29 protein-coding genes are annotated in these 26,646 nt (G+C 59.7%); 14 read left to right on the forward strand and 15 right to left on the reverse strand.

What is annotated here, in order from left to right; translation table 11 throughout:
* Window positions 1-327 precede the first annotated feature (327 nt).
* The 8 genes from AC1DX3_RS10360 to AC1DX3_RS10395 form a co-directional block, all read right to left on the reverse strand.
* Window positions 328-1,536, reverse strand: a complete 1,209-nt coding sequence (locus tag AC1DX3_RS10360) for a serine hydrolase domain-containing protein (protein WP_476989202.1) — start codon at window positions 1,534-1,536, stop codon at window positions 328-330.
* Window positions 1,533-1,751 carry a helix-turn-helix transcriptional regulator gene (locus AC1DX3_RS10365; RefSeq protein ID WP_476989203.1) on the reverse strand — a complete coding sequence of 73 codons (219 nt, stop codon included), beginning with the start codon at window positions 1,749-1,751 and terminating at the stop codon, window positions 1,533-1,535. The genes AC1DX3_RS10360 and AC1DX3_RS10365 overlap by 4 nt, the downstream gene beginning before the upstream one ends.
* Window positions 1,748-2,356 carry a hypothetical protein gene (locus AC1DX3_RS10370; protein ID WP_476989204.1) on the reverse strand — a complete coding sequence of 203 codons (609 nt, stop codon included), beginning with the start codon at window positions 2,354-2,356 and terminating at the stop codon, window positions 1,748-1,750. Before AC1DX3_RS10370 ends, AC1DX3_RS10365 begins: the two co-directional genes overlap by 4 nt.
* A gap of 354 nt (window positions 2,357-2,710) precedes the next feature.
* Window positions 2,711-3,850, reverse strand: a complete 1,140-nt coding sequence (locus AC1DX3_RS10375) for a Fic family protein (RefSeq protein WP_476989205.1) — start codon at window positions 3,848-3,850, stop codon at window positions 2,711-2,713.
* A 305-nt stretch (window positions 3,851-4,155) separates the two neighbouring features.
* On the reverse strand, window positions 4,156-4,626 hold the full coding sequence (locus AC1DX3_RS10380; protein WP_476989206.1) for a terminase small subunit-like protein: 471 nt from the start codon (window positions 4,624-4,626) through the stop codon (window positions 4,156-4,158).
* Between the two features lie 264 nt (window positions 4,627-4,890).
* A complete protein-coding gene (locus tag AC1DX3_RS10385; protein WP_476989207.1) occupies window positions 4,891-5,550 on the reverse strand; it encodes a YitT family protein in 660 nt (219 codons plus the stop codon).
* A gap of 124 nt (window positions 5,551-5,674) precedes the next feature.
* Window positions 5,675-6,073 carry a c-type cytochrome gene (locus AC1DX3_RS10390; RefSeq protein WP_476989208.1) on the reverse strand — a complete coding sequence of 133 codons (399 nt, stop codon included), beginning with the start codon at window positions 6,071-6,073 and terminating at the stop codon, window positions 5,675-5,677.
* Window positions 6,074-6,161: 88 nt separating this feature from the next.
* The gene (locus tag AC1DX3_RS10395; protein ID WP_476989209.1) at window positions 6,162-6,896 is read right to left on the reverse strand and encodes a HesA/MoeB/ThiF family protein; all 735 of its coding nucleotides are present in this window, start codon (window positions 6,894-6,896) and stop codon (window positions 6,162-6,164) included.
* Between the two features lie 61 nt (window positions 6,897-6,957).
* Here AC1DX3_RS10395 and hslV point away from each other — a divergent pair, with 61 nt between their 5' ends.
* The 4 genes from hslV to hslU are packed head-to-tail and all read left to right on the forward strand — an operon-like array spanning window position 6,958 to window position 9,733.
* Complete coding sequence (hslV, locus tag AC1DX3_RS10400) at window positions 6,958-7,509, forward strand: ATP-dependent protease subunit HslV (protein ID WP_476989503.1); 552 nt, start codon at window positions 6,958-6,960, stop codon at window positions 7,507-7,509.
* Entirely contained in the window at window positions 7,509-7,907 is a 399-nt protein-coding gene (locus AC1DX3_RS10405) for a hypothetical protein (RefSeq protein ID WP_476989210.1), read from the forward strand. The genes hslV and AC1DX3_RS10405 overlap by 1 nt, the downstream gene beginning before the upstream one ends.
* Window positions 7,904-8,428, forward strand: a complete 525-nt coding sequence (locus AC1DX3_RS10410) for a GNAT family N-acetyltransferase (RefSeq protein WP_476989211.1) — start codon at window positions 7,904-7,906, stop codon at window positions 8,426-8,428. The genes AC1DX3_RS10405 and AC1DX3_RS10410 overlap by 4 nt, the downstream gene beginning before the upstream one ends.
* A 3-nt stretch (window positions 8,429-8,431) precedes the next feature.
* The gene (hslU, locus tag AC1DX3_RS10415; protein WP_476989212.1) at window positions 8,432-9,733 is read left to right on the forward strand and encodes an ATP-dependent protease ATPase subunit HslU; all 1,302 of its coding nucleotides are present in this window, start codon (window positions 8,432-8,434) and stop codon (window positions 9,731-9,733) included.
* Here the strand turns inward: hslU and AC1DX3_RS10420 are convergent, their stop codons facing one another.
* Genes AC1DX3_RS10420 through AC1DX3_RS10435 form a run of 4 tightly spaced genes read right to left on the reverse strand, consistent with a single transcriptional unit; the run spans window position 9,734 to window position 11,189 of the window.
* Window positions 9,734-10,021 carry a DUF3144 domain-containing protein gene (locus tag AC1DX3_RS10420; protein WP_476989213.1) on the reverse strand — a complete coding sequence of 96 codons (288 nt, stop codon included), beginning with the start codon at window positions 10,019-10,021 and terminating at the stop codon, window positions 9,734-9,736.
* Window positions 10,022-10,030: 9 nt separating this feature from the next.
* Window positions 10,031-10,336, reverse strand: a complete 306-nt coding sequence (locus tag AC1DX3_RS10425; RefSeq protein ID WP_476989214.1) for a DUF3144 domain-containing protein — start codon at window positions 10,334-10,336, stop codon at window positions 10,031-10,033.
* Between the two features lie 20 nt (window positions 10,337-10,356).
* Window positions 10,357-10,665, reverse strand: coding sequence for a DUF3144 domain-containing protein (locus tag AC1DX3_RS10430; protein ID WP_476989215.1), 309 nt, complete (start codon window positions 10,663-10,665; stop codon window positions 10,357-10,359).
* Between the two features lie 59 nt (window positions 10,666-10,724).
* Window positions 10,725-11,189 carry a low molecular weight protein-tyrosine-phosphatase gene (locus AC1DX3_RS10435; protein WP_476989216.1) on the reverse strand — a complete coding sequence of 155 codons (465 nt, stop codon included), beginning with the start codon at window positions 11,187-11,189 and terminating at the stop codon, window positions 10,725-10,727.
* 102 nt (window positions 11,190-11,291) lie between these two features.
* Here AC1DX3_RS10435 and AC1DX3_RS10440 point away from each other — a divergent pair, with 102 nt between their 5' ends.
* From AC1DX3_RS10440 to rfbA, 9 genes are all read left to right on the forward strand, one after another.
* Complete coding sequence (locus AC1DX3_RS10440; RefSeq protein WP_476989217.1) at window positions 11,292-12,440, forward strand: alpha/beta hydrolase; 1,149 nt, start codon at window positions 11,292-11,294, stop codon at window positions 12,438-12,440.
* A gap of 71 nt (window positions 12,441-12,511) precedes the next feature.
* On the forward strand, window positions 12,512-12,853 hold the full coding sequence (locus tag AC1DX3_RS10445; RefSeq protein ID WP_476989218.1) for a pyrophosphohydrolase domain-containing protein: 342 nt from the start codon (window positions 12,512-12,514) through the stop codon (window positions 12,851-12,853).
* Window positions 12,840-13,499 (forward strand): endonuclease III, encoded by a 660-nt coding sequence (nth, locus tag AC1DX3_RS10450; protein ID WP_476989219.1) that lies wholly within the window; start codon window positions 12,840-12,842, stop codon window positions 13,497-13,499. The genes AC1DX3_RS10445 and nth overlap by 14 nt, the downstream gene beginning before the upstream one ends.
* A gap of 368 nt (window positions 13,500-13,867) precedes the next feature.
* The gene (locus tag AC1DX3_RS10455) at window positions 13,868-17,314 is read left to right on the forward strand and encodes a glycosyltransferase (RefSeq protein ID WP_476989220.1); all 3,447 of its coding nucleotides are present in this window, start codon (window positions 13,868-13,870) and stop codon (window positions 17,312-17,314) included.
* Window positions 17,302-18,399, forward strand: a complete 1,098-nt coding sequence (locus AC1DX3_RS10460; RefSeq protein WP_476989221.1) for a glycosyltransferase family 4 protein — start codon at window positions 17,302-17,304, stop codon at window positions 18,397-18,399. The genes AC1DX3_RS10455 and AC1DX3_RS10460 overlap by 13 nt, the downstream gene beginning before the upstream one ends.
* Entirely contained in the window at window positions 18,396-20,720 is a 2,325-nt protein-coding gene (locus AC1DX3_RS10465; protein ID WP_476989222.1) for a tetratricopeptide repeat protein, read from the forward strand. The genes AC1DX3_RS10460 and AC1DX3_RS10465 overlap by 4 nt, the downstream gene beginning before the upstream one ends.
* Window positions 20,717-21,460, forward strand: a complete 744-nt coding sequence (locus AC1DX3_RS10470) for a CatB-related O-acetyltransferase (RefSeq protein ID WP_476989223.1) — start codon at window positions 20,717-20,719, stop codon at window positions 21,458-21,460. The genes AC1DX3_RS10465 and AC1DX3_RS10470 overlap by 4 nt, the downstream gene beginning before the upstream one ends.
* Window positions 21,457-22,503: a dTDP-glucose 4,6-dehydratase gene (gene rfbB, locus AC1DX3_RS10475; protein WP_476989224.1), complete on the forward strand. Its 1,047-nt coding sequence runs from the start codon at window positions 21,457-21,459 to the stop codon at window positions 22,501-22,503. The genes AC1DX3_RS10470 and rfbB overlap by 4 nt, the downstream gene beginning before the upstream one ends.
* Before the next feature lie 32 nt (window positions 22,504-22,535).
* On the forward strand, window positions 22,536-23,408 hold the full coding sequence (gene rfbA, locus AC1DX3_RS10480; RefSeq protein ID WP_476989225.1) for a glucose-1-phosphate thymidylyltransferase RfbA: 873 nt from the start codon (window positions 22,536-22,538) through the stop codon (window positions 23,406-23,408).
* A gap of 139 nt (window positions 23,409-23,547) precedes the next feature.
* Here the strand turns inward: rfbA and AC1DX3_RS10485 are convergent, their stop codons facing one another.
* Window positions 23,548-23,991, reverse strand: coding sequence for a response regulator (locus AC1DX3_RS10485; RefSeq protein WP_476989226.1), 444 nt, complete (start codon window positions 23,989-23,991; stop codon window positions 23,548-23,550).
* Between the two features lie 395 nt (window positions 23,992-24,386).
* A complete protein-coding gene (locus AC1DX3_RS10490; RefSeq protein WP_476989227.1) occupies window positions 24,387-24,671 on the reverse strand; it encodes a YMGG-like glycine zipper-containing protein in 285 nt (94 codons plus the stop codon).
* 412 nt (window positions 24,672-25,083) lie between these two features.
* Here AC1DX3_RS10490 and AC1DX3_RS10495 point away from each other — a divergent pair, with 412 nt between their 5' ends.
* Window positions 25,084-25,362 carry a hypothetical protein gene (locus AC1DX3_RS10495; protein ID WP_476989228.1) on the forward strand — a complete coding sequence of 93 codons (279 nt, stop codon included), beginning with the start codon at window positions 25,084-25,086 and terminating at the stop codon, window positions 25,360-25,362.
* Between the two features lie 419 nt (window positions 25,363-25,781).
* Here AC1DX3_RS10495 and AC1DX3_RS10500 read toward each other — a convergent pair whose 3' ends face one another.
* Window positions 25,782-26,192, reverse strand: coding sequence for a helix-turn-helix domain-containing protein (locus tag AC1DX3_RS10500; RefSeq protein WP_476989229.1), 411 nt, complete (start codon window positions 26,190-26,192; stop codon window positions 25,782-25,784).
* Window positions 26,193-26,646: the final 454 nt, after the last annotated feature.

The raw sequence follows: 26,646 nt of genomic DNA on the forward strand, positions 1-26,646 counted from the left end.
CCGCGACTGTGGACGCGCTGGATAATCACCGCCATGACCTATGAACGATCTTGACTTAGGCAGAGACACGCCATTTCCCCAGGCCCCTTTCAAGGCTACAGGATTCGCACAATTTTCTATTTAACTTCCGACACCATCTGGCAGTCTGAAAAGAACAATAAGTTATTGATTTCCTTGATCCTCCCCGCTTGTCGGGGAGGGGGACCGCACGACGCCGCGTCTTCGCGGCTAGATGCGGTGGTGGGGTGTCTTGCTTGCCGGCCTACCTGTATCTGTGCGGGACAGCCCCAGACACGGGTGAGCGGTACTTCCTTCCGGCTAGCCGTTCTAAGGCTGAACCGGCGCCGGTATAAACGCCTGTAAAATCTTATCGGCCGCGCCGTACAAACCATCGACGTTCTCGCCGCCCTTATTCATCATCAACGACAACACGATATGCCGCTCCGGCAATACCACGAAAACCGACGTGCTGCCGACCGCCGTGCCGCCATGATGATAACTGTCCAGTTTCAGTTGGCCGTCATAGAGCGTCCACGTGCTGTGCCGCCACCCTAACGCATAGACCTTGGCGCCGTTCGACATTCCGCCATCCGCCGGCACGGTCACCAACAAACTCCGTGTCTTCGCCGACAACAGCCGGTCGTCCAACATGACATTGCCCAGCTTCACCATGTCCGACGGCGTCGACAGGAACCCGCCCGACGGCCAGCGGATGCTGTTGTCGACCGGGAAAGCCCGGGCATAGTCACCGTCGCGGGTTTCGTAAAAACCGGCGGCACCGGCCGTATCCAACCCCGAATGCGTCATGCCCAAAGGCGTGAACACCGCCCGCGTGACATAGGCGCCAAACGGCTCGCCGGAAGCCTGTTCGATCGCGGCGCCGACAAGATTATAGCCCATACTGGTATAGCGAAAATCCGTGCCCGGCTGGAACAGCAGCGGCGAATGGGCCACGCGCTCGACCTCCCCATCGACACTGGCGAACGGCCGCGTATTGAGATGCTCCCATATCGGAAAACACAGGCACAGCTCGTAATCGCGGATGCCGGCGCGATGGCTCATCACCTGTTTCAAAGTCATCGGCCATGCCTGTTGCGGATAACGCGGCACATAGGTCTGGATCGGCTGATCGACATCCAGCTTGCCGTGATCGATCAAGGTGCCGGCCGCCACGGACGTCACCGCCTTTGATGTGCTGCCGAGACGGAAACGCGTATCGAAATCCGCCACCCGGCCGGCTTCGATATCGCTAAAGCCTGTGACGCCGCGCCACACCAATTGACCGTCGACGGAAATGGCCGCGGATATCGCCGGCGCCTGGATATCGCGGCGCGCCGCCTTCAGGGCTTCGAGCGCGCGCTGACCCTGCGCCGCCCACGCGTCATTGCCGGTCTCAGCCGTCGCCACGGGCGCGATCGCAGGCATCGGCCGCCACCCGGCATTATAGACGAAGACCGGCTCGAACAGCTTGAACGCCAACCCGCCGATCCCGATCAGCACAAGGACAAGACCTGCCCAGCCAAGGATTGTCTTCATAATCCGTCCTTCCAGAAAAATACATCGTCGACGCCCTTGCCGAATACGCCCGCCAGACGCATCGCCAGCTCCAGCGACGGCGCATAACGCCCGGTCTCCAGCGCTACGATCGTCTGACGCGTCACACCGACGGCGCGCGCCAGGGCATCCTGCGTCATCTCGCCGTGATCGAAGCGCAGCCGCCGCAAATGATTGCCGATCAGGGAGTCACTCATGACCTGTCCCATGACCGGTCTTGAGCATAGCCGCTCAACTGCACGCATTGCCGTGCCACGAACGACACCAGGATCAGCGCGATCAGCGCATTGGCCAGGATCCAGTGCGTCAGGGCCGACTGCCACGGCCGCGGCGCAAAGCCCATATAGAGCAACAGGACGACCAGCAGGGCGATCAGGATGCCGTAACCCCAGCGCGTCCCGCGCGCATCGATCCGGTCGTCGCGCTCGTCGCGTTCATGGCGGTCGGCGCGAAAGACAAAGGCGCTGACCATGACACCGACGATCAGGGTCCAGTTATCGAGGGCCAGGTAGTTGCCCTGACCGACATGCAGGTCGATGTGCGGATTGAGCAAGACAGTGGCCAGATGCGCCGAAATCATCGCGGTGCCGGCCAGTCTTTGCCACACCATCCGTTCCGGCGCGCCGGGATCGCTGCCGTCGGCGGCCTTCAGCCCCTCCCAGCGCCGGCGTGCCAGGATCGCCCAGGCCACCAGCGCCGCGGCGCCCAACCCGCCAAGCGGAAAGTGACTGATCATGCCCGCCCACGCCAAAACGGCGCCGAAAGCCAATGAAATCAGCAAAAAGCCAGCAATTTTCAGCACCCATCGTCCCCATAATCGTGGTTTTGATGTACGCTATACCAGACATGATGTCCGGTCAACCAGTCATGGTTTGCCAGCCCAGATAACGCTCGGGCTTGTGGAGCCACACCTGTGGATGCGCTGGATGTTCACCGCCGTGCCCTGCGTACCCGGCAATCCTAAGGCTGCGCCAGCGTGGGAATAGACCTGCAAGATTTGCTCACCACCCCGTTTACGCTTTGGGATCCACACATTTCGGGAGGTGAGAAGCGTACTACAACGTTTCGGAAGCCCCCCAACTCCCAGCCTCCGTACGCTGCGGAATGACGCAAACCAAACGGGGAAGGGCGCAACGACCGCCATCCGCGTCTTGCCTTATTGAATATCGCGAACCGTAACCTCAGGAATCGCCTCTACCGGCATATTCAGGTGATACCGCGTCGCCTTGCGCTCACCCGTTCGCATCAAAGCCGCCATTTCGACAAGGCCGGCCAAATCACGCGTGGCGGTCGCCGAAGGCGCCTCCGTAATACGCATATAGTTGGCAGCGCTCAATCCGCCGACGAAACCATCCGGTCCGGCCGCCAGCACCCGCAATAGCGCCTTCTCCTGCCGGGAATTGATCTGACCACGCAGCCGGTCGAGCAGGCGCGACGTGTGCAGGATAAACTCCACCTGAGCCAGGGTGCGTTTCTGCGCCTCGATCGCCTTGGCGGCGAACCACAGCAGCCAATCCGTGACATCGAGATCAAGGCTCCCGCGTTCGAGCGCCAGATAATAGGCTTTACGGTATTTCAGCAGGGTGCCGGATATACCGGTGATCACCGGCGTCGACAGCCCCTGGGCCAGAACCTTCTCGATAATGGCGCGGCCGATCCTGCCGTCGCCGTCCTCGAACGGGTGGATGCTCTCGAACCACAGATGGGCGATGCCGGCCCGCGTCAGAGCGGGCAGGGGCGCGTCACCCTTCGGGCCGCTCTGTTCTAACCACAGGATAAAGCGCGCCATGTCGCCGGGAACCGCCGTTGACGGCGGCGCCTCGAAATGGACCTTGGGCGCATAAACGGCACCGGACACGATCTGCATCGGGTCGTCATGGCGTCGATAGCCACCGATGTCCTTGATGTCCGTACGCCCGTTCATCACCATGCGATGCCAGTTCCACAGGACCGCCTCGCTAACCGGATCGGATACATGCTGGTAAAGGTCGACCATCATGTCGGCGATACCGGCCTCGGCCGGGTTGCTGCGGCGGTGGCTTGCCATGCCGAAATGGCGCCGGATGGAAGATTGCACGCTGTCGCGGTCAAGCCGTTCGCCCTCGATGGCCGAGGTATCGACCGCCTCGTGGCTCATCATGTCGATGCTGAGTGCCTGCTGCTCGTCCGCCGCCAAATGCTTGGACGCGCCGATAACGACCCCGGCGCCCTCGCTGAACAGCGCTTCCGCCCTGGTCAGCTTGCGGGCATCCCAGACAAAATTCGGCCAGTCTTCCTGTTGCCAGTTCCACGTCATGATGGATATTTATTACACTTATAGATCAAAATATAGAAAATAGTGATCTATAAAGTCGGAATTTATCGATCACAACCTGCCTGACTTCCGGCGCCAAGGGTGTACATAAAAGGCTTGCGGGAAACAGGGGGACAGGAGCACTATTCCCCGACGTTTCCGATACGGCACTACAGAAGCACATGTTCGGCGTCCATACTGATTTTGGCGTATAGCTCCGCCGTCAGTCTCGACGCATGACGACTTGGTCGCCCGTTCGAATCCGACCGCCCCCGTCGCTATAAAACGAGCCCGGCCGCCGCTGCGCCTTAGCAGATCAGGTCGTCGAGGGTCTTGTACATAAAGGGCTTGCTCTTGCGCTTGGGCGGCTTGCTGACAATTTCGCTCGCTTTCTTCGGCGACAGCCAGGCAATCATCCGGCACTGCACATCGATCACCAATTTGGCGGCTTCATTCAGCGCCTTGGTCTTCGCCGCCAACTGCGGATCGCTCGCATCGACCAGGACCTTGACATCCTTTTGGTAGTCTTCGGCGATCACCTGACACGCCGCCCATCGCGCCTCGGCCTGGGCTTCCCGCGCCGCATGATACTTGTCGTGGAAGTCGGGATAGAGCTGGACCCACAGATAGATGGTGCTTTCGCTCGGCAGCGTCATATCGGCGGCCACCATGCGCTTCAATCCGATCGTGCTGATCGCAATCAACTGGCAAACCCGCTCGGCCAGCTTTTCCGAATAGGTGCTGCGCGGGCGCCGCTCGGTCTTTGTCTCTGTGGTCATGGAAGGCCCTCCTCAGGCATAAAAAAGCCCCATCGGCCAAAGACCGTGGGGTTGATTTCATTCGCAACACTGGATGCTGAGGAAAACCTACCAAGCTTGCCCTGCCATGTCAATGGATAAAATACGAAACATGACAATAAATTTTACACATCGTAATTTCGCCCAGTCCATACGGCAATATAATACCATACAAAAATAGCCATATTGAGATTCGGAGCGTCGGTTTTCCGCCAATCCGGACACAGCCACTCCGAATCTCGCCCGCTACCGCCCCAGATAACGCTCCGGCTTGTGGAACCATACCAAAACCGCGCTCATGGCTGCCGCTGAAATCAGCGAGTACAGCACCTGGTGCCAGTCGAGCACCACCAGCGAAACCGCCATGATCAGGGCGTCGCAGGTCAGCTGAGTCTTGCCGGCATTGATGCCGCGCGTCTTTTGCAGATAGAGCGCCAGCACACCCGTGCCGCCGGCGCCGGCGCCATGCCGCGCCAGGGCCAGCAAACCCATGCCGATAACGGTGCCGCCGAAAATGGCGGCGAACAGGGGATGGACGCCGCTCAGCTTGAAGGCCAGCGGCGCATAGGTGGTCGCCGCCATGATGGCGATATTGACCAGCACCGTCTTGACCATGAAGCGCTTGCCCATGGCCGGCCAGGCAAACAGGAAGAAGGGCACATTGATCAGCATGAACAGCACGCCGACCGGCAAGGCCAGGACATAGGAGACGAGCAGGGCGATACCCGCGACGCCGCCGGTGGCCAGGCCGACCGATTTCAGGAAGACGATGCCCAGGGCGATAAAGGAAACGCCGATCGCGAAGGCATAGATATCCTCGGCCACCGTGTGCTTGACCGTCAGATAGAGGGCGTCGGCGCCGTCCTTGTCGACGGGGAGGCGGGCAGGGCTAGCAACAGACGGCATGACAAGGGTCCACAAGAGCAGTTGAGCCCGCGCGTTGTCATCCCTGATTTTTGGCCTCTGTTTTTTATGATTACCCTCTTATGGCACAATTTCCGCTATTTCGGAATAGCCGCCGTGCCGCCGTTCAATCATGCGACTTCAGGGTCTTGAGATAGGTCAGGATGGCCTTCCGCATGCGCGGGTCGTCGAAATTCATCGGCATGCTGGTGCCGGGATACATCAAAGTCGGATTGGTCAGGAACTTGTCGAGCCGGCTATAGGTCCAGCGGTCGTGTTTCGCATTGGCGGCCTGAAGCGCCGGCGAATAGTCATAACCGTCGACCGAAGCGACCCGGCGGCCGACGACCCCGAACAGGGCCGGGCCATTGTCGTTCAGCATATGCTCGCTGTTGTCATGGCAGAGCGCGCAGTCACGATTGTAGATCGCCGTGCCGAGCGTCAGGTTTTCAGCCCGGGTCTGCGCCATGGCCGGCATGGCTACGGCTATCGAGCCCATAAGCAGGACGGTGGCAGCGATTTTCATGATCGAATAATTCCCGTTGCGATGACACACTGTGTCAGCTCCGGTGGCGGCCGTCCTTGACCGAAATCAAGTCACGCAGGCACTTGCGTCAATGGTCGCAAACCGGACAGGCGGGATCGGATGCCAGCTTGACGATGCGCGAACCCATGGTCAGACCGTCGAATATCAGCAATCGGCCACGCAGGTTTTCACCAGCCCCGGTGATCAGCTTGATGACTTCGAGCGCCGCCATGGAGCCCATGATCCCGGCCAGCGCCCCAACGACGCCGACCCGTTCGCAGGTCTCGGCATCCGGCGGGATCTCGGGCACCAGGCACTGGTAACAGGGCGAGCCGTCGAACGTCGCCAACTGGCCACTGAAACGGCCCAGCGCCGCCGAAACCAACGGAATTTTCAATTCATGACAGACCCGGTTGACCAGCAGCCGCGTCGGAAAATTATCGCAGCCGTCCAGCACGATATCATAACCCCCCAGCACATCGGCTGCGTTGCCGTCATCGAGGCGCAGCCGGTGCACCCGGCATTCGCAATGCGGATTGAGGCCGGCTAAATGGCTTGCCGCCACCTCGGCCTTGGCGTCGCCGATATCCGCGGCGCCATACAGGACCTGCCTTTGCAGATTGCTCAACGACACCGCATCGTCGTCGATCAGCCCCAATGTGCCGATCCCCGCCGCGGCCAGATAGAGCGCGGCCGGCGAACCGATCCCGCCCATCCCGACTAAAGCCACCCGGGCCACCTTCAGCTTCATCTGACCCGCCCCGCCGATCTCCTTCAGCACAAGGTGGCGGGCATAGCGGTCGATTTCGTCGTCTGTCAGCATAATGATGCAAATGCGCCCGTCGCTCTTGAACCGCAAGCCGAAAAGCGCCAATTACACTGCCATGAGCGATCACAATTCTCCCTTCCCCAACTGGCACGGCAYCACCATCGTCGCCGTGCGCCACAACAACAAGACAGTCATCGCCGGCGACGGCCAGGTGTCCATGGGCGCCACCATCGTCAAGGGCGGCGCCAAGAAGGTGCGGACCCTTGCCGGCGGCAAGGTCATTACCGGCTTCGCCGGCGCCACCGCCGACGCCTTCACCCTGCTCGAACGCCTCGAAGCCAAGTTGGAACTGTTCCCGGACCAATTGGCCCGCGCCTGTGTCGATCTCGCCAAGGACTGGCGCACCGACCGTTATCTGCGCCGTCTCGAGGCCATGCTGTTGGTGGCGGACAAGAACCATATCTTGACCCTGACCGGGGTCGGCGACGTGCTCGAGCCCGAGGACGGCGTCGCCGCCATCGGTTCTGGCGGCGTCTACGCCCTGTCGGCCGCCCGCGCCATGCTCGAATATGAACCAGACGCCGAAGTCATTGCCCGCAAGGCCATGAAGATCGCTTCGAGCATCTGCGTCTATACCAATGACCATCTGACGCTCGAAACGCTTTAATGAACAATGCGGCCCGTCATGTCAGCGTCAAACAGGCACTTTGGCGGGGAGCCTGTACCGTCAACCTGCCGATCCTGGTTATCATTGTTGCCCCCTGGCTGCTGACTTTGTATATGACGGCTGAGGTCTTAAAGACGGCCGGCATACCAAGTTTTCTTACAACAATATTGCTGGTCTTGAGCCTTTTCAATATTCCGCTGGCCTGGCTGTGGTGGTCCTATGCGATACCTAAATGGAAGCTTTGGGCCTATGCCCGTGCCGAGGACGTCGATACGCTCAAGCATGCTGCCGTTGATGTTGGCTTAATTTGGCCGGATGGTCATATTTTCGAAAAAACCGAGATTTGCTCACAGGATGTGCGCAAGCAGATCCTGAAGCTTGAGGGGCGGCCATCATGATCACCTTCCGGCCCTTGAGCGACCAGGACGCCGGTCTCCTGATGATCTGGATGAATTCGCCGCACGTCAGACTGTGGTGGCACCAGGACGGCTCGACGGCGGAAGACGAGGTCGAGGAGGCCCTGAGCTTTATCGGATCCGATGACGGCGCCGCCTTTATCATCGAGCTCAACAAACGCCCGATCGGTTATATTCAATATTACGACCCGTATTCGGAATGGCCGGACTCCGCCGACAACGCCTTCTATTTTGCCGGCCAGCCCAAGGGTGTGCTCGGCCTCGACATGTTTATCGGCGATGTCACCCTGACCGGCGAAGGCCTTGGGCCCCAAATCCTGCGCCAATTCAGCGACGACCTGCTGGCCAAGGGCGCGCCGAAACTTTTGATCGATCCCGATTCCAAAAATGCCCGCGCTATCTCGGCCTTCGCGAAAGCCGGCTTTACCATCTATCAGCAGCATGACAGCCCGCGCTGGGGTCAAGTCACGCTGATGTCCCGCACTCCAACCTTGAATGCCTGAAACATGACTACCTTTTCTCCCCGCGAAATCGTCTCCGAACTCGACCGCCACATTATCGGCCACCACGACGCCAAGAAGGCCGTCGCCGTCGCCCTGCGCAATCGTTGGCGCCGCAAGCACACCGATCCTGCGATCCGTGACGAAATCACGCCGAAAAACATCCTGATGATCGGGCCCACCGGCGTCGGCAAGACCGAGATCGCCCGCCGCTTGGCGCGCCTGGCCAACGCCCCCTTTATCAAGGTCGAAGCGACCAAGTTCACCGAGGTCGGCTATGTCGGCCGCGACGTCGATCAAATCGTCCGCGACCTGGTCGAGGCCGCCATGTTGATGGTGCGCGACAAGAACCGCGCCGGCGTCCGTGCCAAGGCCGAACAACAGGCCGAGGAGCGCGTCCTCGACGCTCTCGTCGGCGACACCGCCGGTCAGGCGACGCGCGACAGCTTCCGCAAAAAGGTCCGCGCCAACGAACTGGACGACAAGGAAATCGAGATTTCGGTCAGCGAAACCGGCTCGTCGATCGGCATGATCGAGATCCCGGGCCAGCCGCAGAACGGCGCCTTCAACCTGTCCGACATGTTGTCGAAAGCCATGGGCGGCCGCAAGAAAACCGTCAAAACCACGGTCAAGGCAGCCATTCCGCTGCTGATTACCGAAGAGTCCGACAAGCTTCTGGACCAGGATTCCGTCGCCATGGAAGCCCTGAAACTGGCGGAAGACGAAGGCATCGTCTTCCTCGACGAAATCGACAAGGTCGCCAGCCGTTCCGACCGCAGCGGCGCCGACGTGTCGCGCGAAGGCGTCCAGCGCGACCTCTTGCCGCTGATCGAAGGCACCACCGTCTCGACCAAGTACGGACCGGTCAAAACCGACCATATCCTGTTCATCGCCTCGGGCGCCTTCCATGTCTCTAAGCCGTCGGACCTGCTGCCGGAACTCCAAGGCCGCCTGCCGATCCGCGTCGAGCTCAAGGCCCTGACCCAGGACGATTTCCGGCGCATCCTGAGCGAGCCCGAAGCCAATCTGATCCAGCAGAATCAGGCCCTGATGGCGACCGAAGGCGTCACGGTGACCTTCGACGATGGCGCCATCGCCGCCATGGCCGAGGCCGCGGCCACCGTCAATGCGAAGGTCGAAAACATCGGCGCCCGCCGGCTGCACACCGTCATCGAAAAGGTGATGGAGGACTTAAGCTATGCAGCGTCCGACATGTCGGGCCAGACGGTCGAAATCGACGCCGACTACGTCAAGAAACGCCTCGGCGACATTGCCGGCGACGCCGATCTCAGCCGCTATATCCTGTAACTATTTCTCGTCGAAACGCTCGAGATTTTCGCGCATATTGACCTCAAGGCATTCCCGGAACAACTCGGTAAGCCGCCAGCTATGAGCGGCCATCTGGGTTGTCATTTCCTCGCGCGTCTTGCAACTCCTGCGTACGAAGTACGCCGCGAAGCGCGCCGCGGCGTAGATCATCGAATCCGCCACGCCATTGATACGGCCCCCGTCATCGCGAACCTGGGCATTGGACAGGTCGATATGGGCGTTGGAACGCACGAAAAAGTTGGGGTCGCCCCCGGTGATATCGTTCATGGTCTGTCCTTACCGCGTCGCGACGCCGGGCTTGGGGGGAAGATAGGTGTCGTAGTTCTGCGCCACCTCGTCATAATGCTGCTCCAGCATCTGGCGGAAGCCTTCGGTCATCGCCGCCACGGTATCCTTGCGCATGGCCACGAACTCAGGCTGGGTCATGGTCATATTGGCGGTTACCCACACGCCGAAGCGCGCCGCGGCAAAAGCCGCCGAGGCCGCGACCATATTGGCCTGGGGCTCGCCAGCCATTTGGGCGTTGTACAATTGGATATTGGCTTCGACGCGCCGGTCGAATTTGGGATCGGGAGTGGACATGGGCTTACTCGTATCGGGTGTTAAAGCGGTGCCGGCGTGGTCAGGGCCGGGTGATAGGTGTCGAAGTTCTTTTCGTGATCGTTGAAATTGTCGATCAGCATCTGACGATAGCCGGTGACGAAGTTTTCAAGAAACTGGTCGCGCCGCTGCGCCACCTGGGACTGTTCGGTCGTCGTCGTGCACACCGCCCAGACGGCGAAACGCGCGGCGGCGAAGGCCGTCGAGGCCGCCACGCGGTCGGAGCGCGAAGTCTTCAACTGTTCATTGGCCACGGCGATCACATCGTCGGCGCGTTTGAAAAAGTCCATTTGATCGTCGGATTCAGCCATAGGTCTCACTTGAGTTTATGAGGTGGGGTTGCAAGTTGTGCGCCACAATGCCCTGAAAATTAGCCGCTTACCAGCCTGTTCAACAGGGCGGCCGAGGCTTTTTCGCACAGCTTGAAAACCTCTTCGAAATCGCGCGGCGGACCGTAATAGGGATCGGGCACGTCCTTGCGCACATCCAGCGCTTCTTCGAGATAGAGCGCGAACCGGGCCTTGGCGCCCTTGGGCTGCATGGCCGTCAGGTGGGCGACATTGTCGCGGTCGAGGCCGAGGATCAGGTCGAAGCGGTCGAAATCCTCTGGCCTTATCTGGCGCGCCTGCTGCTCATGAATGACGACGCCATGCTTTGCGGCAATGGCGATCGACCGTTTGTCGGGCGGGTCGCCGGCATGCCAACCGCCGCAACCGGCCGAGTCGATCTCGAACAGGTGGTCAAGCCCGGCCTTGTGCGCCTGGTGGCGGAAGACGCCCTCGGCCAGGGGCGAGCGGCAGATATTGCCAAGGCAAACAAAGAGAATAGCTGTCATCGCCGAACCATAAACACCCGTCCACGCTGACGCAACTCCAACAAGCGTTGAATTATCGCCCAGCGTGGGTTAGCCTCCGCCTTAACAAAAAGGGGCAGGGACATGATCCGACATTATTTTATCGCCGCCGTGGCCGCTTTGGCGCTGGCCACCTCGGTCCAGGCGGAGCCGATCACCCCGACCCCGGCCGAGCAATCCCAGCTCGATGCTCTCAACCAAACCGAAGACTGGTTCATCGCCCACCTCAAGGGGCCGCGGGAATCCTCCGGTGACGACCTCCTCGATGCCCGCCTGCAATATGTTCTGGAAAACGTGACTCGCCCGGCCTCGGCGCCGCCCGTCCAGGCCTATCTGCGCAACAGCTACAAGACCCCCGAAGGCCGCGCCGCCACCCGCGCGGCGCTGGATCGTTATTGGGATCTGCATACCCTGGCGACGCCCGAAGTGGCGACCGAGGACAGCATGATCGCGGGCCGCGACGGCGTGCAAATCCCCATCCGCACCTACCGCCCGGCCAGCGACAAACCCCTGCCGGTCCTAGTCTATTACCACGGTGGCGGCTTCATGTTCGGCAGTATCGACGGCTGGGACCGCACGGTCCGGCTGATCGCCAATGAAGCCCATATGATCGTCGTCTCTGTCGGCTACCGCCTGGCGCCCGAAAGCCCCTATCCCGCGGCCTGGAACGATGCCGAAGACGCCTATCTGTGGGCCGTCGACCAGGCCAAGACCCTGGGCGGCAGCACGGTCTCGGTGGGCGGTGACAGCGCCGGCGGCACGCTCGCCATAGCCGTCGCCCTGCGCGCCCGCGAAGGCCACAAACCCATGCCGGCCGCCATGCTGCTCTACTATCCGGGAGTCGATCGCGTGAACGACTATCCCTCCATAAAGGCTTTCGGCACCGGCTATGGTCTCGACGCCGACAATCTGAAATATCTCGCCGACCAGGTCTATCCCGCCGGCGTGGCCACGACCTCGGAAGACACCTCGCCTATGCAGGCCGATCTGCGTGACCTGCCTTTTGCCTATATCGTGACTGCGGGATTCGACCCCTTGACGGACTCCCAGGCCGCTTTCAGCAAGGCCTTGTTCGCGAGCCATAACTTGCCGGGCGGCATTCTGGAAACCCGTACCTCCCTGATCCACGGCTTCCTGCAAACCACGGCCTATGTGCCCGACGCCTTGGACGCGGCGAAGACATCGGCCCGGGATTTCGGCAAATTCGCCGCCGATATGGCCGACGCCCAGTGAAGCGCCTTGCCGCCCACGAGAATCGCCCTTAACACTGACTGGAACATCACCAGAACACGTGTGCGCGCGACATGTCCCAACCCATCCCCAATCTCGAAGACTTCATCGACCGTCTGAAGGCCATTTCCGACCGTTACGGCCGCGTCTATGACGTCGACCGCGGCGGCGACTGGCACCTGCTCAAGATCCAGGAAGAGATGGGTGAACTGACTCAAAGTTATCTCGCCATGACGCACCGCTCGCGCCGCGACGCCAAGCCGGCCAAGCAGGAGGTCGCCATGGAGATGGCCGATGTCCTGTGCATGCTGTTGCTGATGGCGCGCGCCGAAGGCATCGACCTCAACGCCGCCATCACCGAGAAATGGCTGAAGTGGGAACAGGTTATCGCCGAAGAAGCTCATGCCGAAGCCTAGCAGCAAGCTTATAAAAGCCCTGTTCGACCGCTTCGAGGAAGACAAGCCCGACCCGCGCACCGAACTGAACTTCACCAATCCCTTCACCCTGGTTGTCGCCGTCGCCTTGTCGGCTCAGGCCACCGACGTCTCGGTCAACAAGGCGACCGGCCCACTATTCAAGCTCGCTTCCAATCCACACGACATGCTGGCGCTCGGCGAACCCCGCCTGATGCAGATGATCAACTCCATCGGCCTGTACCGCAACAAGGCCAAGAACGTCATGGAGATGTCCCGGATCCTGATCGAGCGCTATGGCGGCGAGGTTCCGCTCAACCGCGAAGCCTTGCTCAGCCTGCCCGGCGTCGGCAACAAGACCGCCAGTGTCGTGCTCAACGAGTTGAATATTGAGCCGGCCATCGCCGTCGACACCCACGTCTACCGTGTGTCGCACCGCCTTGGCCTAGTCGATGCCGCGGCTAATACCCCTGACAAGGTCGAGGCGCAATTGATGGCCACCATTCCGAAAAAGTGGCTGACGCGGGCGCATCACTGGCTGATTTTGCACGGCCGCTATGTCTGCGTCGCGCGCAAGCCAAAATGCGATATCTGCATTGTCCGCGACCTGTGCCCGAAGGTCGGTGTTGAGACCCTGCCGCTGATTTAAGGAGTCAATCCGAACCAACTTCCTCTTAAACGATCTTAAAGCAACTATATGGTATAATTATACCGTAGTAAAATATTCATAAATGGCGTAACGGCATTATAAAATTTATTGGAAATTTATACTTTGACATGGCGACGCGCATAGCCTTATTTTTGCCGATATACTTAACATATGGCGTGCGGATAAATCTATTGTCCGTCTTATAGTGGCATTCGAAACCATCGATGGCGAGTTTGATTAATAACCCCAACTTTCTCGACAGATTTCGTAAGCGCCCTTACCCGAAATTCGGCACGTCTTCAGATAATTGGATATTGCACGTCCCGACTGACCGGGATGAATTGCAAACCGAATTTTCCGAAGTGGAAATGGTAAAGGATGGCCGTTTCCAACGCGTCCTTCGCATCTGTACCGAAAATTATAAAAAGGAATGGGTCCGCCTTCTGCAGGAAGTCGATCCAGCCACCCTACCGTTCGGCAAAATGTTCGACATCAGCGTCGACGTCATGTGTCCCGAACATGAAAGCCCTATTCAATGGGTCGGCCTGGTGCGCACCAGCAAGACCAAGAAATACGATTCGCTTTTCCGCCTGCGCTTTCAGGACAAGGCGTGCGCGCGCTGGAAAACCTTTCGCCGGCAACGGATTGTCGACGACTATGTCGAAGGCGAGAAATATTACATCGCCATATCGATCGAGCCGGGCGTCAAAAAGCTCTACCTGACGAACTTCGCCTTCGCCGAAGCCGCGCCCGCGGCAGTGGCGCCGGTCGCCGCGCCCGCCCGGTTGAAAACATCGTCCGGCGGGCAGTATCAAACCCTCATGCCGCGCGTCGCGTCCCCGCCTGTAATCGGCCGCCTGTCGTTGGGCGTCATCAGTTGGAGTGTGAGCCACAATCCCCTGGGCCGCGCCTTCCTGTTGGCCGACATGCTCGAGGATGACTATAATGTCGAACTGGTCGGGCCGTTGTTTTCGGCGTGGGGCAAGTCCGTCTGGGAGCCGGTCGCCGATTCGCTAGCCTTTCCGCTGCACTTTTTCCAGGCTGACAATTTCGCCCAATTCGTCCTGCGCAGCATCAGCTTCGTCAAGGAACACCCCTACGACGTTGTCATCGCCTGTAAAGCGCGTTTCCCGAGCCTGTTCATGGCGCTGCTGTACAAGCTCTTCCATAAGTCGGTCGTCGTCGTCGACGTCGACGATCTCGAACTGGCCTTCTTCGACACCGAAAAGGGCCTCGGCCTCGACGACCTGCTTGTCGCCCTGCGCGACAATGACTGGGGGCAGCCCTATGTCGAGCTGTGGACCCGCTATGCCGACAGCATGCTGGATCTGGCCGATGCGGTCACGGTGTCCAACACCCCGCTGCAGAAGCGTTTCGGCGGTCAGATCGTGGCCCACGCGCGCGATGAACGCGTCTTCGATCCCGCACTCTATGATCGTGAAGCGACGCGGACCGAGCTCGGTTTCCGCCCCTCGGACAAGATCGTGCTGTTCTTCGGCACGCCGCGGCCGCACAAGGGGCTGAACGAAATCGGCGCGGCGCTGAACGAACTCGAAGACCCGAATATCGTCTTCTGTATCATGGGCCGGATTCGCCAGCCCGAAATACGCGAGGATCTGGCGCAATTCAGCAAGGTTCGCATGGCGCTGTTCGGCGACCAGCCCTTTTCGCGCGCTGCCGAGCTGGTCAATATTGCCGACGTCATTTGCGTCTGGCAGGACGAATCGCTCATCACCGATCATCAATTTCCCGCCAAGCTGACCGACGGCATGGCCATGGCCAGGCCCATTCTGGTTCGTCCGGTGCCGCCTCTGGCAGACTTGCTGGCCGAAGGCGCGGTCATCGACGTCGAAAAAGAAGGTCTGAAAAGCGCGCTGTTGCGTATCCTGGGCGACGATGACCTGTGTAAGGCGCAGGGACAGGTGGCGCGCACGGCCTATATGCGCGACTTCGGCTATGCGACGGTCCGGCCGCTCCTGCTGGCGTCGGTCAAGAGTGCCCTGGCGCAGCGACGGCCAGTTCCGCCTGCCTATGAGCAGTTGATCAATGCCATCCAGCGCGACCTGTCGATCTATCCGGAAGACTATAACCAGATCGCCGCCGCCTTCCTGCCCGAGAAGGAGCCCGTCGCCGAGTTTGAGGTTGAGCCGCTCTCAGCCGCCAATCTGATGCGGAATCCGCAATTCCGCCGTTGGCAGCACGACATTCATCAAGCCGTTACCAGCCGCTTTCAGGAAACGGCGGCGGACTGGCTTGTCGATTTCCGTACCGGCAAACCGCCGGCCATGGCTGTCAGTCTGACCGAAGTATCGAATATAGGCGGCGTTAGTCGCACCTACGGTATGAGGGTTCATCTCGCCGAACCGCCGGTGGGAACCTATGCGCGCCTGTTGAACCCTCTGGAAGGCGATCGCCCCCGGGCGGGCATCTATCATTTCAGTTGCGGTCTGCGCACGCCGCTCGATGCCTCGCTGGGCGCGCTGGCTATCCGTGAAATCTTTGTCGCGCGCCTCAAATCCGTCAATGGTCAGATCTCCGTTGAACGGTTGGCCAGCGTACGCAAGAATATTGCCGTCCAGCAAACGGTACGGCTGACGCATTTGCCGGTGACGATCACCGCCGACATGCTGGCCCAACTCGGGCCCGACGATCGCCTGGCCGTCGCCTTCGAATTCGATGGTGCCGGCGATGTGGTCATCTTCGAACCGGAGCTGACCGCGGTACGCCGGACCGTAACCCCGCCCGTGGTTATCGAAGGCGCGTTCGAAGACAGCAATATCCGCAGTCAGGTGAAGATGCTGCGGCTGTCGCCTTTGTGGCAGCTGGACCAGCCCGTGTCGCTTTTTTCAGGAACCGCGCGCGCACGGGGCGTTCCGCAACGCCCCACCCACACGCCGTTCGTGCAGATCGTGATTCCGGTCTATAATGCCGCCATGGATGTCGAAGAGTGCGTGCGTTCGATCCTGCGCCACACGAACTCACCTTTCGAAATCGTCCTGTCCGACGACGGCTCCGAGCCGTACACAGCCGGGCGGCTGCGTGAAATGGCGGAAAGTGATCCGCGTGTCCGTTGCCACACCAATTCCGAAAACCTCGGCTATACGCGCAATATCAATCAGGCCCTGCAACGAACGAGCGCGGACTATGTCGTGCTCCTCAACAGCGACGTCGTGGTCTCGAAAGGTTGGCTCGACAAGCTCTATATGGCCTTGAGCGCGTCCCCAGATACAGCCGCGGCAGGGCCGTTGTCCAACGCTGCATCATGGCAGTCGGTGCCCCTGACCAAGAGCGGCAAGGAATGGGCGGTTAACCCTCTGTTGAGCGGTATGACGGTCGACGATATGGCCACCTTGATTGAGGAGATGTCCGAATCCGATTACCCCGTCTTCCCGCTTCTCAATGGTTTTTGCACCATGTTCCGGCGTGCTGTCCTCGAAGAGGTGGGTTATTTCGCCGACGATGCATTCCCTATGGGTTACGGTGAGGAGAACGATCTGTGCTTGCGGGTCGCCAAACTGGGTTATTCGCTGCGCGTGGCCGACAACGCCTATGTTTATCACAAGAAATCGCGAAGTTTCGGCGCTGAGCGGCGTCGCGAATTATCGAAAAAGTCCAATGTCCTCCTGCGTAAACGCCACCCGGAAATCAATTTCACGGCTCTGGAAACGCAGATGCGTGAATCGCCCGCGCTCAGTGCCTTGCGCGACCGCCTGATCGCCGCCATGCAAATCGAAATGGAAGCTTTTGGCAACGATGTGCCGCCGGAAGCGGTCAATGACGATGTTGTCATCCGGCCGACTGTGTGGCGCGCTTGACCGGTCCCGTCATGTTTCTCCTGCCCGTCAAGGGGGGAAGCGGCGGCGCGCACAGCGTGATGCAGGAAGCCGAGGCCATGTGGGCGCTCGGTCAACCGGCCGTCATCGCCGTCAACGCCGGCAATGCCGACAACCTCGCCGCCCGCTATGCCGACTTGCCGACAATCAGTCAGCACATCTACGGGTTCAATGGCACGGCGAGCCTCGGCGATTTGATACGGCAACTGGATCCACGCGTCGTCATCGCCACGACCAATAAGTCGGTCCACACTCTTGCCGCCGTCATGAAGGATTTTTCGGATCTGCATACGGCCTACTACATCCAGGACTACGAACCGTTCTTCTACGAAGGCGACAGCGATGACTGGCGGATAGCCTATGCTTCCTATGGCCTCATTCCGGGCATGGTTCATTTTGCCAAGACCCGCTGGCTACAAGAAGTCGTCCAGCTCAATCACGACGTCAGCGTCGTAAAGGTCGAGCCGAGCATCGATCATTCGGTTTACTATCCGAGGATTGCCGACGTGCTGGCGGATTCCGACCCGACCCGTAAGCTGCGCGTCGTCAGCATGCTCAGGCCGGCCACGCCGCGCCGGGCGCCGCATCGAACCTTGCGCATTTTGAACAGCCTGGCGGTAACTTTTGGATGGCGTGCCGAACTGATCGTGTTCGGCTGCAGTCCCGACGAACTGGTCGAGGGCGGCCTTGCCGTCGATTCCCGAATCGAGATGCGCGGCGTGTTGTCGCGCCGCGAGGTGGGTGAATTGCTGCGCACGACCGACCTGTTCCTGGACTTGTCGGATTTTCAGGCCTTTGGCCGCACCGCCATCGAAGCGATGTCGTGTGGCGCCATGGCGATCGTGCCGGCCCACGGCGGTGTCTATGAATACGGCGTCGATGGGCAAAACTGTTTTATAGTCGACACGCGCCACGACGAATCGATTCTGCGCGCGGTACACTCGGTTTTCGCCATGACCCACGAGGATAGAATCCGCATGCGGGTCAAGGCGATCACGAAAGGTTTTGACTATACGGTTGAAAAAGCCGCCCTTTCGGAATTGAATGCGATTGGTCAGGTCGTATGACCCTGTTGTTTGAAACCGCGAGCCAGTCCGTGCAACCATCGTTAGATACACTTTTGCACGACGACCGTGACGCATCCCTGCCCGGTGAGGGCGTGGTGCACAGCTCCGATAACATCGAAGTCCTCTGGCGCCACGGCCGCAGCGATTATCTGGTGGTCTCCTTCGGCACCAAGAACGAGGTTGCCAATGGCGAGTTCTATTGGTTGAAGGCGGTGGCGGAAAAGGCAGATATCAGCGTCATCGGTTTCATGCCGCGGACGTCCAGCTGGTATCCGCAGGCCGAGGTCGAAAGCGCCGTTCAAGCGATCGGCGATATTTTACGCGCCTACAAGAAGATCATCGTCATTGGGACCTCGATGGGCGGTTATGCCGCGTTGAAGCATAGCGCGCGGTTAGGCGCGACACATGTCCTGTCCTTTGCTCCGCAATATTCGATTGACCCGGCGGACGTGAGCTATTTCGATAAGCGCTTCGCAGTCTGGTTTCAGTCGGAGCTCCACGCCGGGATGGCGATCCGTGAGGACGATGTCCAGGGGACAGCCTACGTCTTTTACGATCCGATCTATGGTGACGACCGCGAAAATGTCCGCTTGATTCGCCAGGCCGCGCCCGCCGTTGTCGAAGTCCCCTTGCCCTTCACCACGCATTTTCCCATCATGCTGTTTCGCGGCACCCAGCCCATGGTCGATCTGTTCGAAATGTGCCTGGCCGGGGACAGTCACGGATTGGCGACGACGGCGCGCCGCGTGCGCCGCTCCGCCGCTGTTCGCATCATGACCGTGTGCAAGGCCTACGCCAAACGCAATCCGGAGGCGGCCAAAACGCTCTTCGACCGTCGCCTGGAACAGTTCAAGCCCGGTGAGATCCTCGAGTTCCATATGCTGGTCGCGAAGGAAGCTTTAGCGGCGCAAAAGCTCGACCTTGCTCAGGATATGATCGAGGCTCTGCTGGAGACCGCGCCTGACGACAAGGCGGCACTCGTGCTCGCCGGCAAGATCTACCTGGCGCAAAAGAACCTGCCGAAGGCGCTTTTAAACGCCTACAAAATGGTCGACTATTTCCCTCAGGACGCTTCCACCCTGAACGACGCGGCCCTGATCATGGTCCATGCCGGCACCCTGGACGAGGCCGAAGCCACCTTGAAAAAGGCGGTAGACCTGGTCCCGGAGCGTTCCGGTCTTCTCGGGCCCGGCATATTGCGCCGGCTCAGCGCGGTCTACATCCGCAAGCGCCAGCCGACCGAGGCCCTGGCGCCCGCCCTGAAAGCCATTGAGATGGCGCCAGGTGTCGCCGCCTACCATGCCCATTTATCTGAGGTCTGGCTGCAATTGGGTCGTTTTGCCGATGCCCGCGACGCCGCCAAGGCAGCCCTGGCTCTGGATCCTGACGACAAGAACGCTCAGACTCGGTTGGCCGCGGCCGATCGCAAACTCGAAGCTGGACCGGTTGCGGTATCGACCGCGCGCAAGGCGAAAGCCAAACCTAAGTCGCGACCCGACACGAAAGTAACGACTATGACCCCCGTTCTGTTTTTCACCTGTGCTGACGCCGGCTACGAAGATTTCGCACCGCTCTATATAGCCTCGGCCCTGTGGTCGGTGCCAAAGGCCAGGGCCGAGGTCGGTCTGGTGTCGGCCGACGCCTTCGCCAGGGCGAATCCCGACGCGATTCGAGTTCTGCACGAGCAATTTGGCGACCGGTTCGTGTTACGTGATGTGCCGTGGCAAAGGGACGGCAAGAAGGTCCTGCCCCACACCGTGCGTTTCCTCAACGAACCGCTGACCCATGCCGATAATATCTATATCGGCGATATCGACATCATCTATCTCGATCGCACCTTTCCAGCCCAGCACCTTGAGTTTATGGCCAGCATGGGTCTGCCCTATGCCAATAGTCGCCGTACAGGCACGGGTCGAATGACGGGTCTGCACTTCGCCAAATGGGAGGCCATGTACCCTCTGCCTGACCTGAGCGATATCAACCTGCTGCGTGAAAACGACGAAAACGTGCTCGGCATGATTTGTGACCGCAAAGGATTGCCCCAGCATGACAAGATGTGGCGGCCCGTTCCGGGCATCCACGTCAGTCCTAACCGCGAGCCGATTTCCGTGGCGGACGCCGATGGCAAGCGTAAGCCCGACTGGGGCATCCGCAACTGGGTCGCGGCCTATGACGAGTTCCGCAAGTCGACCTTGATGCAGGAGCTGTATCCTCACCTGAAAGGCAAGGCCAGGGCGGCGATCGACGCCATCGATAATGCGCTGGCCGCGTCCGCCAAGACGCCCGAACTTGCAGCCGGTCGGCACACAGGCGCCACGTGATTATCGATCTCGACCATGCGAAATTGCGCGCCGCGGGCGCCGCTATCGGCGGCGTCAAAAAGTTGGACAGCGCGACCAGTCGTCTTGAGCCACCCTTTGTGTTTGCCGGCAATATAGCGCCGGGTGTGCGTTTGTGCGTCGGCGCCTTCACCTATACCCAGGGCGGGTCGTTCGTGAATCTGGACATCGGCCGCTACTGTTCGTTCGCTGAGGATGTTACCGTAGGCGCCACCCGCCACCCGACCGATTGGCTGGGCAGCGGACCATTTCAATATCGCGAAGATCCGTGGGGATGGCATAGTTTCGGCAAGGCCCTGGAAGGGGACGATACGCTGAAACGCGAGGTCCTGACGTTTAAAAACTCGGAGCGGACAACCATCGGCAACGATGTTTGGGTTGGCCGCAGCGCGATTATTCGCGACGGCGTGCGCATAGGCGACGGGGCCATTATCGGCGCCGGCGCCGTCGTGACGCACGATGTGCCGCCCTATGCCATTGTCGGCGGATCACCGGCGCGGATCATACGCTACCGTTTCCCAGAAGCCCTGATTGAGCGCCTGCTGGCCGCGCAATGGTGGCAATATCCGTTATGGAAGCTGAGCGGGCTCGCTTTCAACCAACCCGGCAAGGCTTTGGACGAGATCGAAGCCCTGGTCGCTTCAGGCAGGTTGAGCTCTTATCAACCGGCGTGTATCGACTTGCTGACGCTACATAATTTGCAAGAAGGGGAGGGGCAATGAAGGTTCTGGTAACAGGGGGCGCCGGCTTTATCGGCTCGGCGGTCGTGCGCTATCTGGTGGGTGAGGTGGGCGCCGACGTGCTCAACCTCGACAAGCTAACCTATGCCGGCAATCTGGATTCCCTGGCGCCCATCGAAGGCGCCAATAATTACCACTTCGTCCAGGCCGATATCTGCGACCGCGCCGCCGTGGTCCAGGCGATCGAAAGCTTCCGCCCCGACCATATCATGCATCTGGCTGCCGAAAGCCATGTCGACCGATCGATCACGGGCGCGGCGGACTTTATCCAGACTAATATCGTCGGCACCTTCGTCATGCTCGAAGCCGCGCGGCATTACTGGAACGGCCTGACGGGGGACGCCAAGTCGGCCTTCCGTTTCCTGCATGTCTCGACCGACGAGGTCTATGGCTCGCTTGGGCCCGACGGCCTGTTCACCGAGACCACGCCCTACGATCCGTCGTCGCCCTATAGCGCGTCGAAAGCCTCGGCCGACCATTTGGCCAAGGCCTGGCACCGGACCTACGGCATGCCGGTCGTGGTGTCGAACTGTTCGAACAATTACGGGCCCTATCATTTCCCCGAAAAACTGATCCCGCTCAATATCCTCAACGCCATGGAAGGCAAGGCTTTGCCGGTCTATGGCGACGGCTCTAATGTCCGCGACTGGCTCTATGTCGAAGACCACGCGCGCGCCTTGCACCTGATCTGCAGCCGCGGGCAATTGGGGGAGACCTACAATGTCGGCGGCCGCAACGAACGCAGCAATATCGACGTCGTGCGCCGTATCTGCGGCCTGATGGACGAACTTCGCCCTGCCGGCGCCCCGCACGACCGCCTGATCACCTTTGTCCGCGACCGGCCGGGCCACGATCACCGTTACGCCATCGACGCCACCCGTCTCGAAACCGAGCTCGGTTGGCGCGCCCGCGATGATTTCGACAGCGGCATCGCCAGGACGGTCCAGTGGTACCTCGACAATGAAGCGTGGTGGCGGCCGTTGCGTGGCGAGGTCTATAGCGGCGAACGCCTGGGGGTACTGTAAGTGAGTTTTGTAAGCATGAGGGGGATAGTTCGATGAAGGGTATTATTTTAGCCGGCGGATCGGGTTCGCGCCTGTTTCCGATGACCATCGGCATGTCGAAACAGATGATGCCGATCTATGATAAGCCGATGATCTATTACCCGCTGTCGACCCTGATGGTCGCCGGTGTCCGCGATATCCTGATCATCTCGACGCCCTACGACCTGCCGGCCTTCCAGAAATTGCTGGGCGACGGTGAAAAATGGGGCATCCAACTGTCCTATGCCGTCCAGCCCGAGCCGGGCGGCCTGGCCCAGGCCTATCAGATCGGTGCCGATTTCGTGGCGGGCCAGCCCTCGTGCCTGATCCTCGGCGACAACATCTATTACGGTCCCTCCCTGCCGGCCTTTTTGACCGAGGCAGCGCGCCTGGAGAACGGCGCCACCGTCTTCGCCTATCAGGTCTCGGATCCCGAGCGGTACGGCGTGGTCGAGTTCGACAGCCAGATGCGCGCCTTGTCGATCGAGGAAAAGCCGATCCGCGCCAAGTCCAACTGGGCGGTCACCGGCCTCTATTTCTACGATGCCCAGGTCGTCGATATCGCCGCCAACCTGGCGCCGTCGGCGCGTGGCGAGTATGAAATTACCGACGTCAATCGCGTCTATCTCGAGCGCGGCGAACTCAGTGTCCAGCCGATCGGCCGCGGTTATGCCTGGCTCGATACCGGCACGCCCGACAGCCTGCTCGACGCGGCAGAATTCGTGCGCGTCCTGGAAAAACGGCAGGGTTTCAAGATCTCCTGCCCGGAAGAAATCGCCTGGCGGCGCGGTTTCATCACCGCCGAGCAATTGGAGGCGCTGGCCAATGCCCTGGGCCGCAGCGATTACGGGCAATATCTGCACAAATGCTTGCAGCCGTGGAATTAGCGAGATTCGGAGTGGTTGTGGTCGGATTCGCGAAAAACCGACGCTCCGAATCTCAATATGGTCATTTGTATGCGGTATTATAATGCCGCAATGATTGGGCGTTAGTTACGAGGGTCGTTCCGCCTAGGGACGGCAGTTTTCAGGCCAGGCACAACAGCAGGTCGTCGCCCTGGGCTTGCAATCGTAGCGAGCGGCAGCGGGCCACGGCCTCGCACAGTTTCTCATAGTTGAGCGGCTTGACGAGATAGTGGACGGCGCCGCGATCGCGCGCCTTGACGACGTCGTCAGAATGGTCCGATCCGCTCAGGATGACGACCGGGATATCCTTCAAGCCGGCATCGCCCTGGACGTGCTGCAAAACACTGTTGCCATCGAGGCGCGGCATGTTGAGGTCGAGGAAGATGATGTCCGGCCGCGGCGCCGCTTCGAAGCCGGGATCCTGATGCAGGAAATGCAAAGCGTCCTCGCCGGAAGATACCCAGTGGCCGTCGAACTGGACATGGGCGCGATCGAGCAGGCTTGTCACCAGGCGGATTTCCGCAGCGCTGTCTTCGACAAATAGAACTCGGGCGACGTCCGGCATGCGGCAAGCTTCTTTTTTTTGGCCTTCTGGCCCCTGAGGCGACTAAAGCCGCAAGGACATCGCTTTTCAAGCGCTTTTTACATATTTGGGTTGTGGTGATGGTTAATGGCAGCCGCGCCCGTATGCAGGGAGCACTTTTGGGGCTGGTTTTTGCGCGTTGGAGCGGTTTTGGAAGGGGCTGAGAGGTGTTTGGCGGACGAAAAACGGGCGTTTTGGGTCGCGTCGTTTGGCGCCTTGGGGGGCGCTGGGCCAGGACATCGGCCGGATTATCGCTCAGAGTTCATCCAATTCTGTCCAATTATTTAGTATGATACTACCGCAAGACGTCCTCAGAAAAAAAGTGCCGCACCCTGAAAGGGGGCAGCACTTTTTGTTTGATTGCGCTTTAGGTGCCGCTAGTCCGTGTAGTGTTGCTGGCCGTTATCGTCCACCCAGTAGGTATGGCCATGGCCATCGCTGTAAAGCTCACGCTTCTTGCCCTCCTTGACGACGTATCCGATGACGGCGCCCGCGGCAGCGCCGATCACGGCGCCCTTGACGACGTCATGCCCGGTCGCAGCGCTTACGGCCGCACCGCCGACGCCCCCGATAATCGCCCCTTTGCTGATGTCGCCCATGCCGTCAGTTGCACAACCGCTCAGCAACACGGCGGAGGCCAAGCCCAAAATTGCGATTTTCATAGCGTTTTCCTTTTCGTCAGATAGCGAGCGCAAGGTGCTTTGGGCACCCGCTTGCTTGCAGCGACTGTAGCCAACGCCAGCTCTTTTTCTGATCGGGAATTACCCCCCGGATTGTAAGTATCAGGCAATGGCCGGCAGCCAGACAACCGCCGAGGAGGACAGCCAACGGACCGGATAAGAGGCGCCTGCCGACGGCTCAGGGCCACTCAAGCCGCATCCCTGGGTTTGCCTGTTATGTCCTGGCCTTCATGGCTAACGACACAAGGTTATTGGTCCACCGGGAATCCGAAATGGCGAATTGGGGGAATGGTGAAACAGGCGTTCACACACAATTGTTTATCCTGGAAAGCCTCCATACCGAAAACTTGCGACTGTTTGGCTAAGCTTTTCAGACGTCCAGCGATTGGTTTGTATGTCCGAAAGTCCCACTTCCCTAGATGTACTTAAAGAGCGGCTGCGCGCCTCGCCTCAAGTTGGCAGCCTGCCGGGGGTTGACCTCGAAGTTTTAGCATCTGCAATATTGGCAGCCCTAAGAGTTCGCGACGACGCCAAGCGCACCATTGAAGCCCTGGCCCGAAAAAGCACCCGAAACCAAATCGATAGTGTGAAAATTGAGAACGCCCGAAGCGACCTGCAAAGGGTAAACGCCCAAATTGCTCTTTGGGAAGAGCAGTGCGGTTTTGAGTTTTAGCGCTCTGCGGACGTCACGAGGGAATAGCAGCGATAATTTATTTTTAGCTGCTTATCTTTCGCCATGGGTGGTGAGCTACAGGCGATGAAGTTTGAGGTTTTGGACGTTGGCACGGAGTGTCAGGTCTGTGTGGAGATTCAATCAACCGCCTCAACCTACCCCATTTTCTTTTCCTTCCGCCATGGCGATCATGCGGCCGCCGTCTCCGAAGTTAAAGAGCGCCTGATGCACTTGCACATAGATACAACCCGCCTTTTCCAGTCTCGCGACGAATAGGAACGGGCGCCCTGGTATGCAGGACGCCCGCCGCGTTATGCCGACTCAAGCGGGGGGGCGGCGTGAGCCGACGCGCAGGGAAACGGTATCACTGGACTAAATAATAACGCGATGTGGATTGTCGCCACGTAAAACGGACAGTGCTAATCGGCGTCATTTGCCAATGTGCGGACCAGCTCCACGACCTGGCGCCTTAGCTTGGGCTTTTGGATACGCGGAAATGCCTCGGCAAATTCGATGCCCTCACGCGTGGTGAGAAAATCATGCGAAAATTGGTTGCCCTTGAACGATTGAATGCCTGTCTGATCGAGGTCGTCAAAGCCCTCGAAGAAGTAGCCGACCCGGACGTTCAGGGCGCGCGCGGTTTGATAGAGCTTGGATGCGCTGATGCGATTAACGCCGAGCTCGTATTTTTGAACCTGTTGGAAAGTAAGGCCAAGCCGCTCGCCAAGCTTAACCTGGCTCATGCCAATGAACTTCCTGCGCAAACGAACGCGGGCGCCAACATAGACATCAATCGGATTGGAACGCTGTTTAGAAGCACTCTTGCTCATCTAGAAAGCCTCCTCAAAAATTAGCGCCGGAGGTTGTAAATGGAGTGTTTGTAAAAAATCAACCTGTCTTCGACTTGCCCCATCGGCCCGATGGTCGCAAAATTGGCGGCAACGGAATTATTTGCGAACGCACATGGAACGTTGATTGCCGACGAGGCATTGATCCGGGACAGGGATAACGAAGGTTAAATTGGCAGGCTTCGACCATAAGGAGGTAATCTGGCAAGTGCATCTCGCGAAAGTTGTTAAGCTAAACCTGCTAAACATGCCGCATGTCTTGTACATCAGGCGTTCAGTTCGAGCCGTGTGCGTATCAACATGGAATCCATTATGCCTACACCTTTGAAGATGCCGAGCGGCCCGGCCGCTGAAGTCGCCGCGCTGGACGCATATCTTTCCGCGTCCCGTTCCGGCGATCCCGAACGCATTGCCGCAACCTGGCTAAGGCTGAAGG

It is taken from the genome of Asticcacaulis sp. P2_B1 (assembly GCF_056404915.1).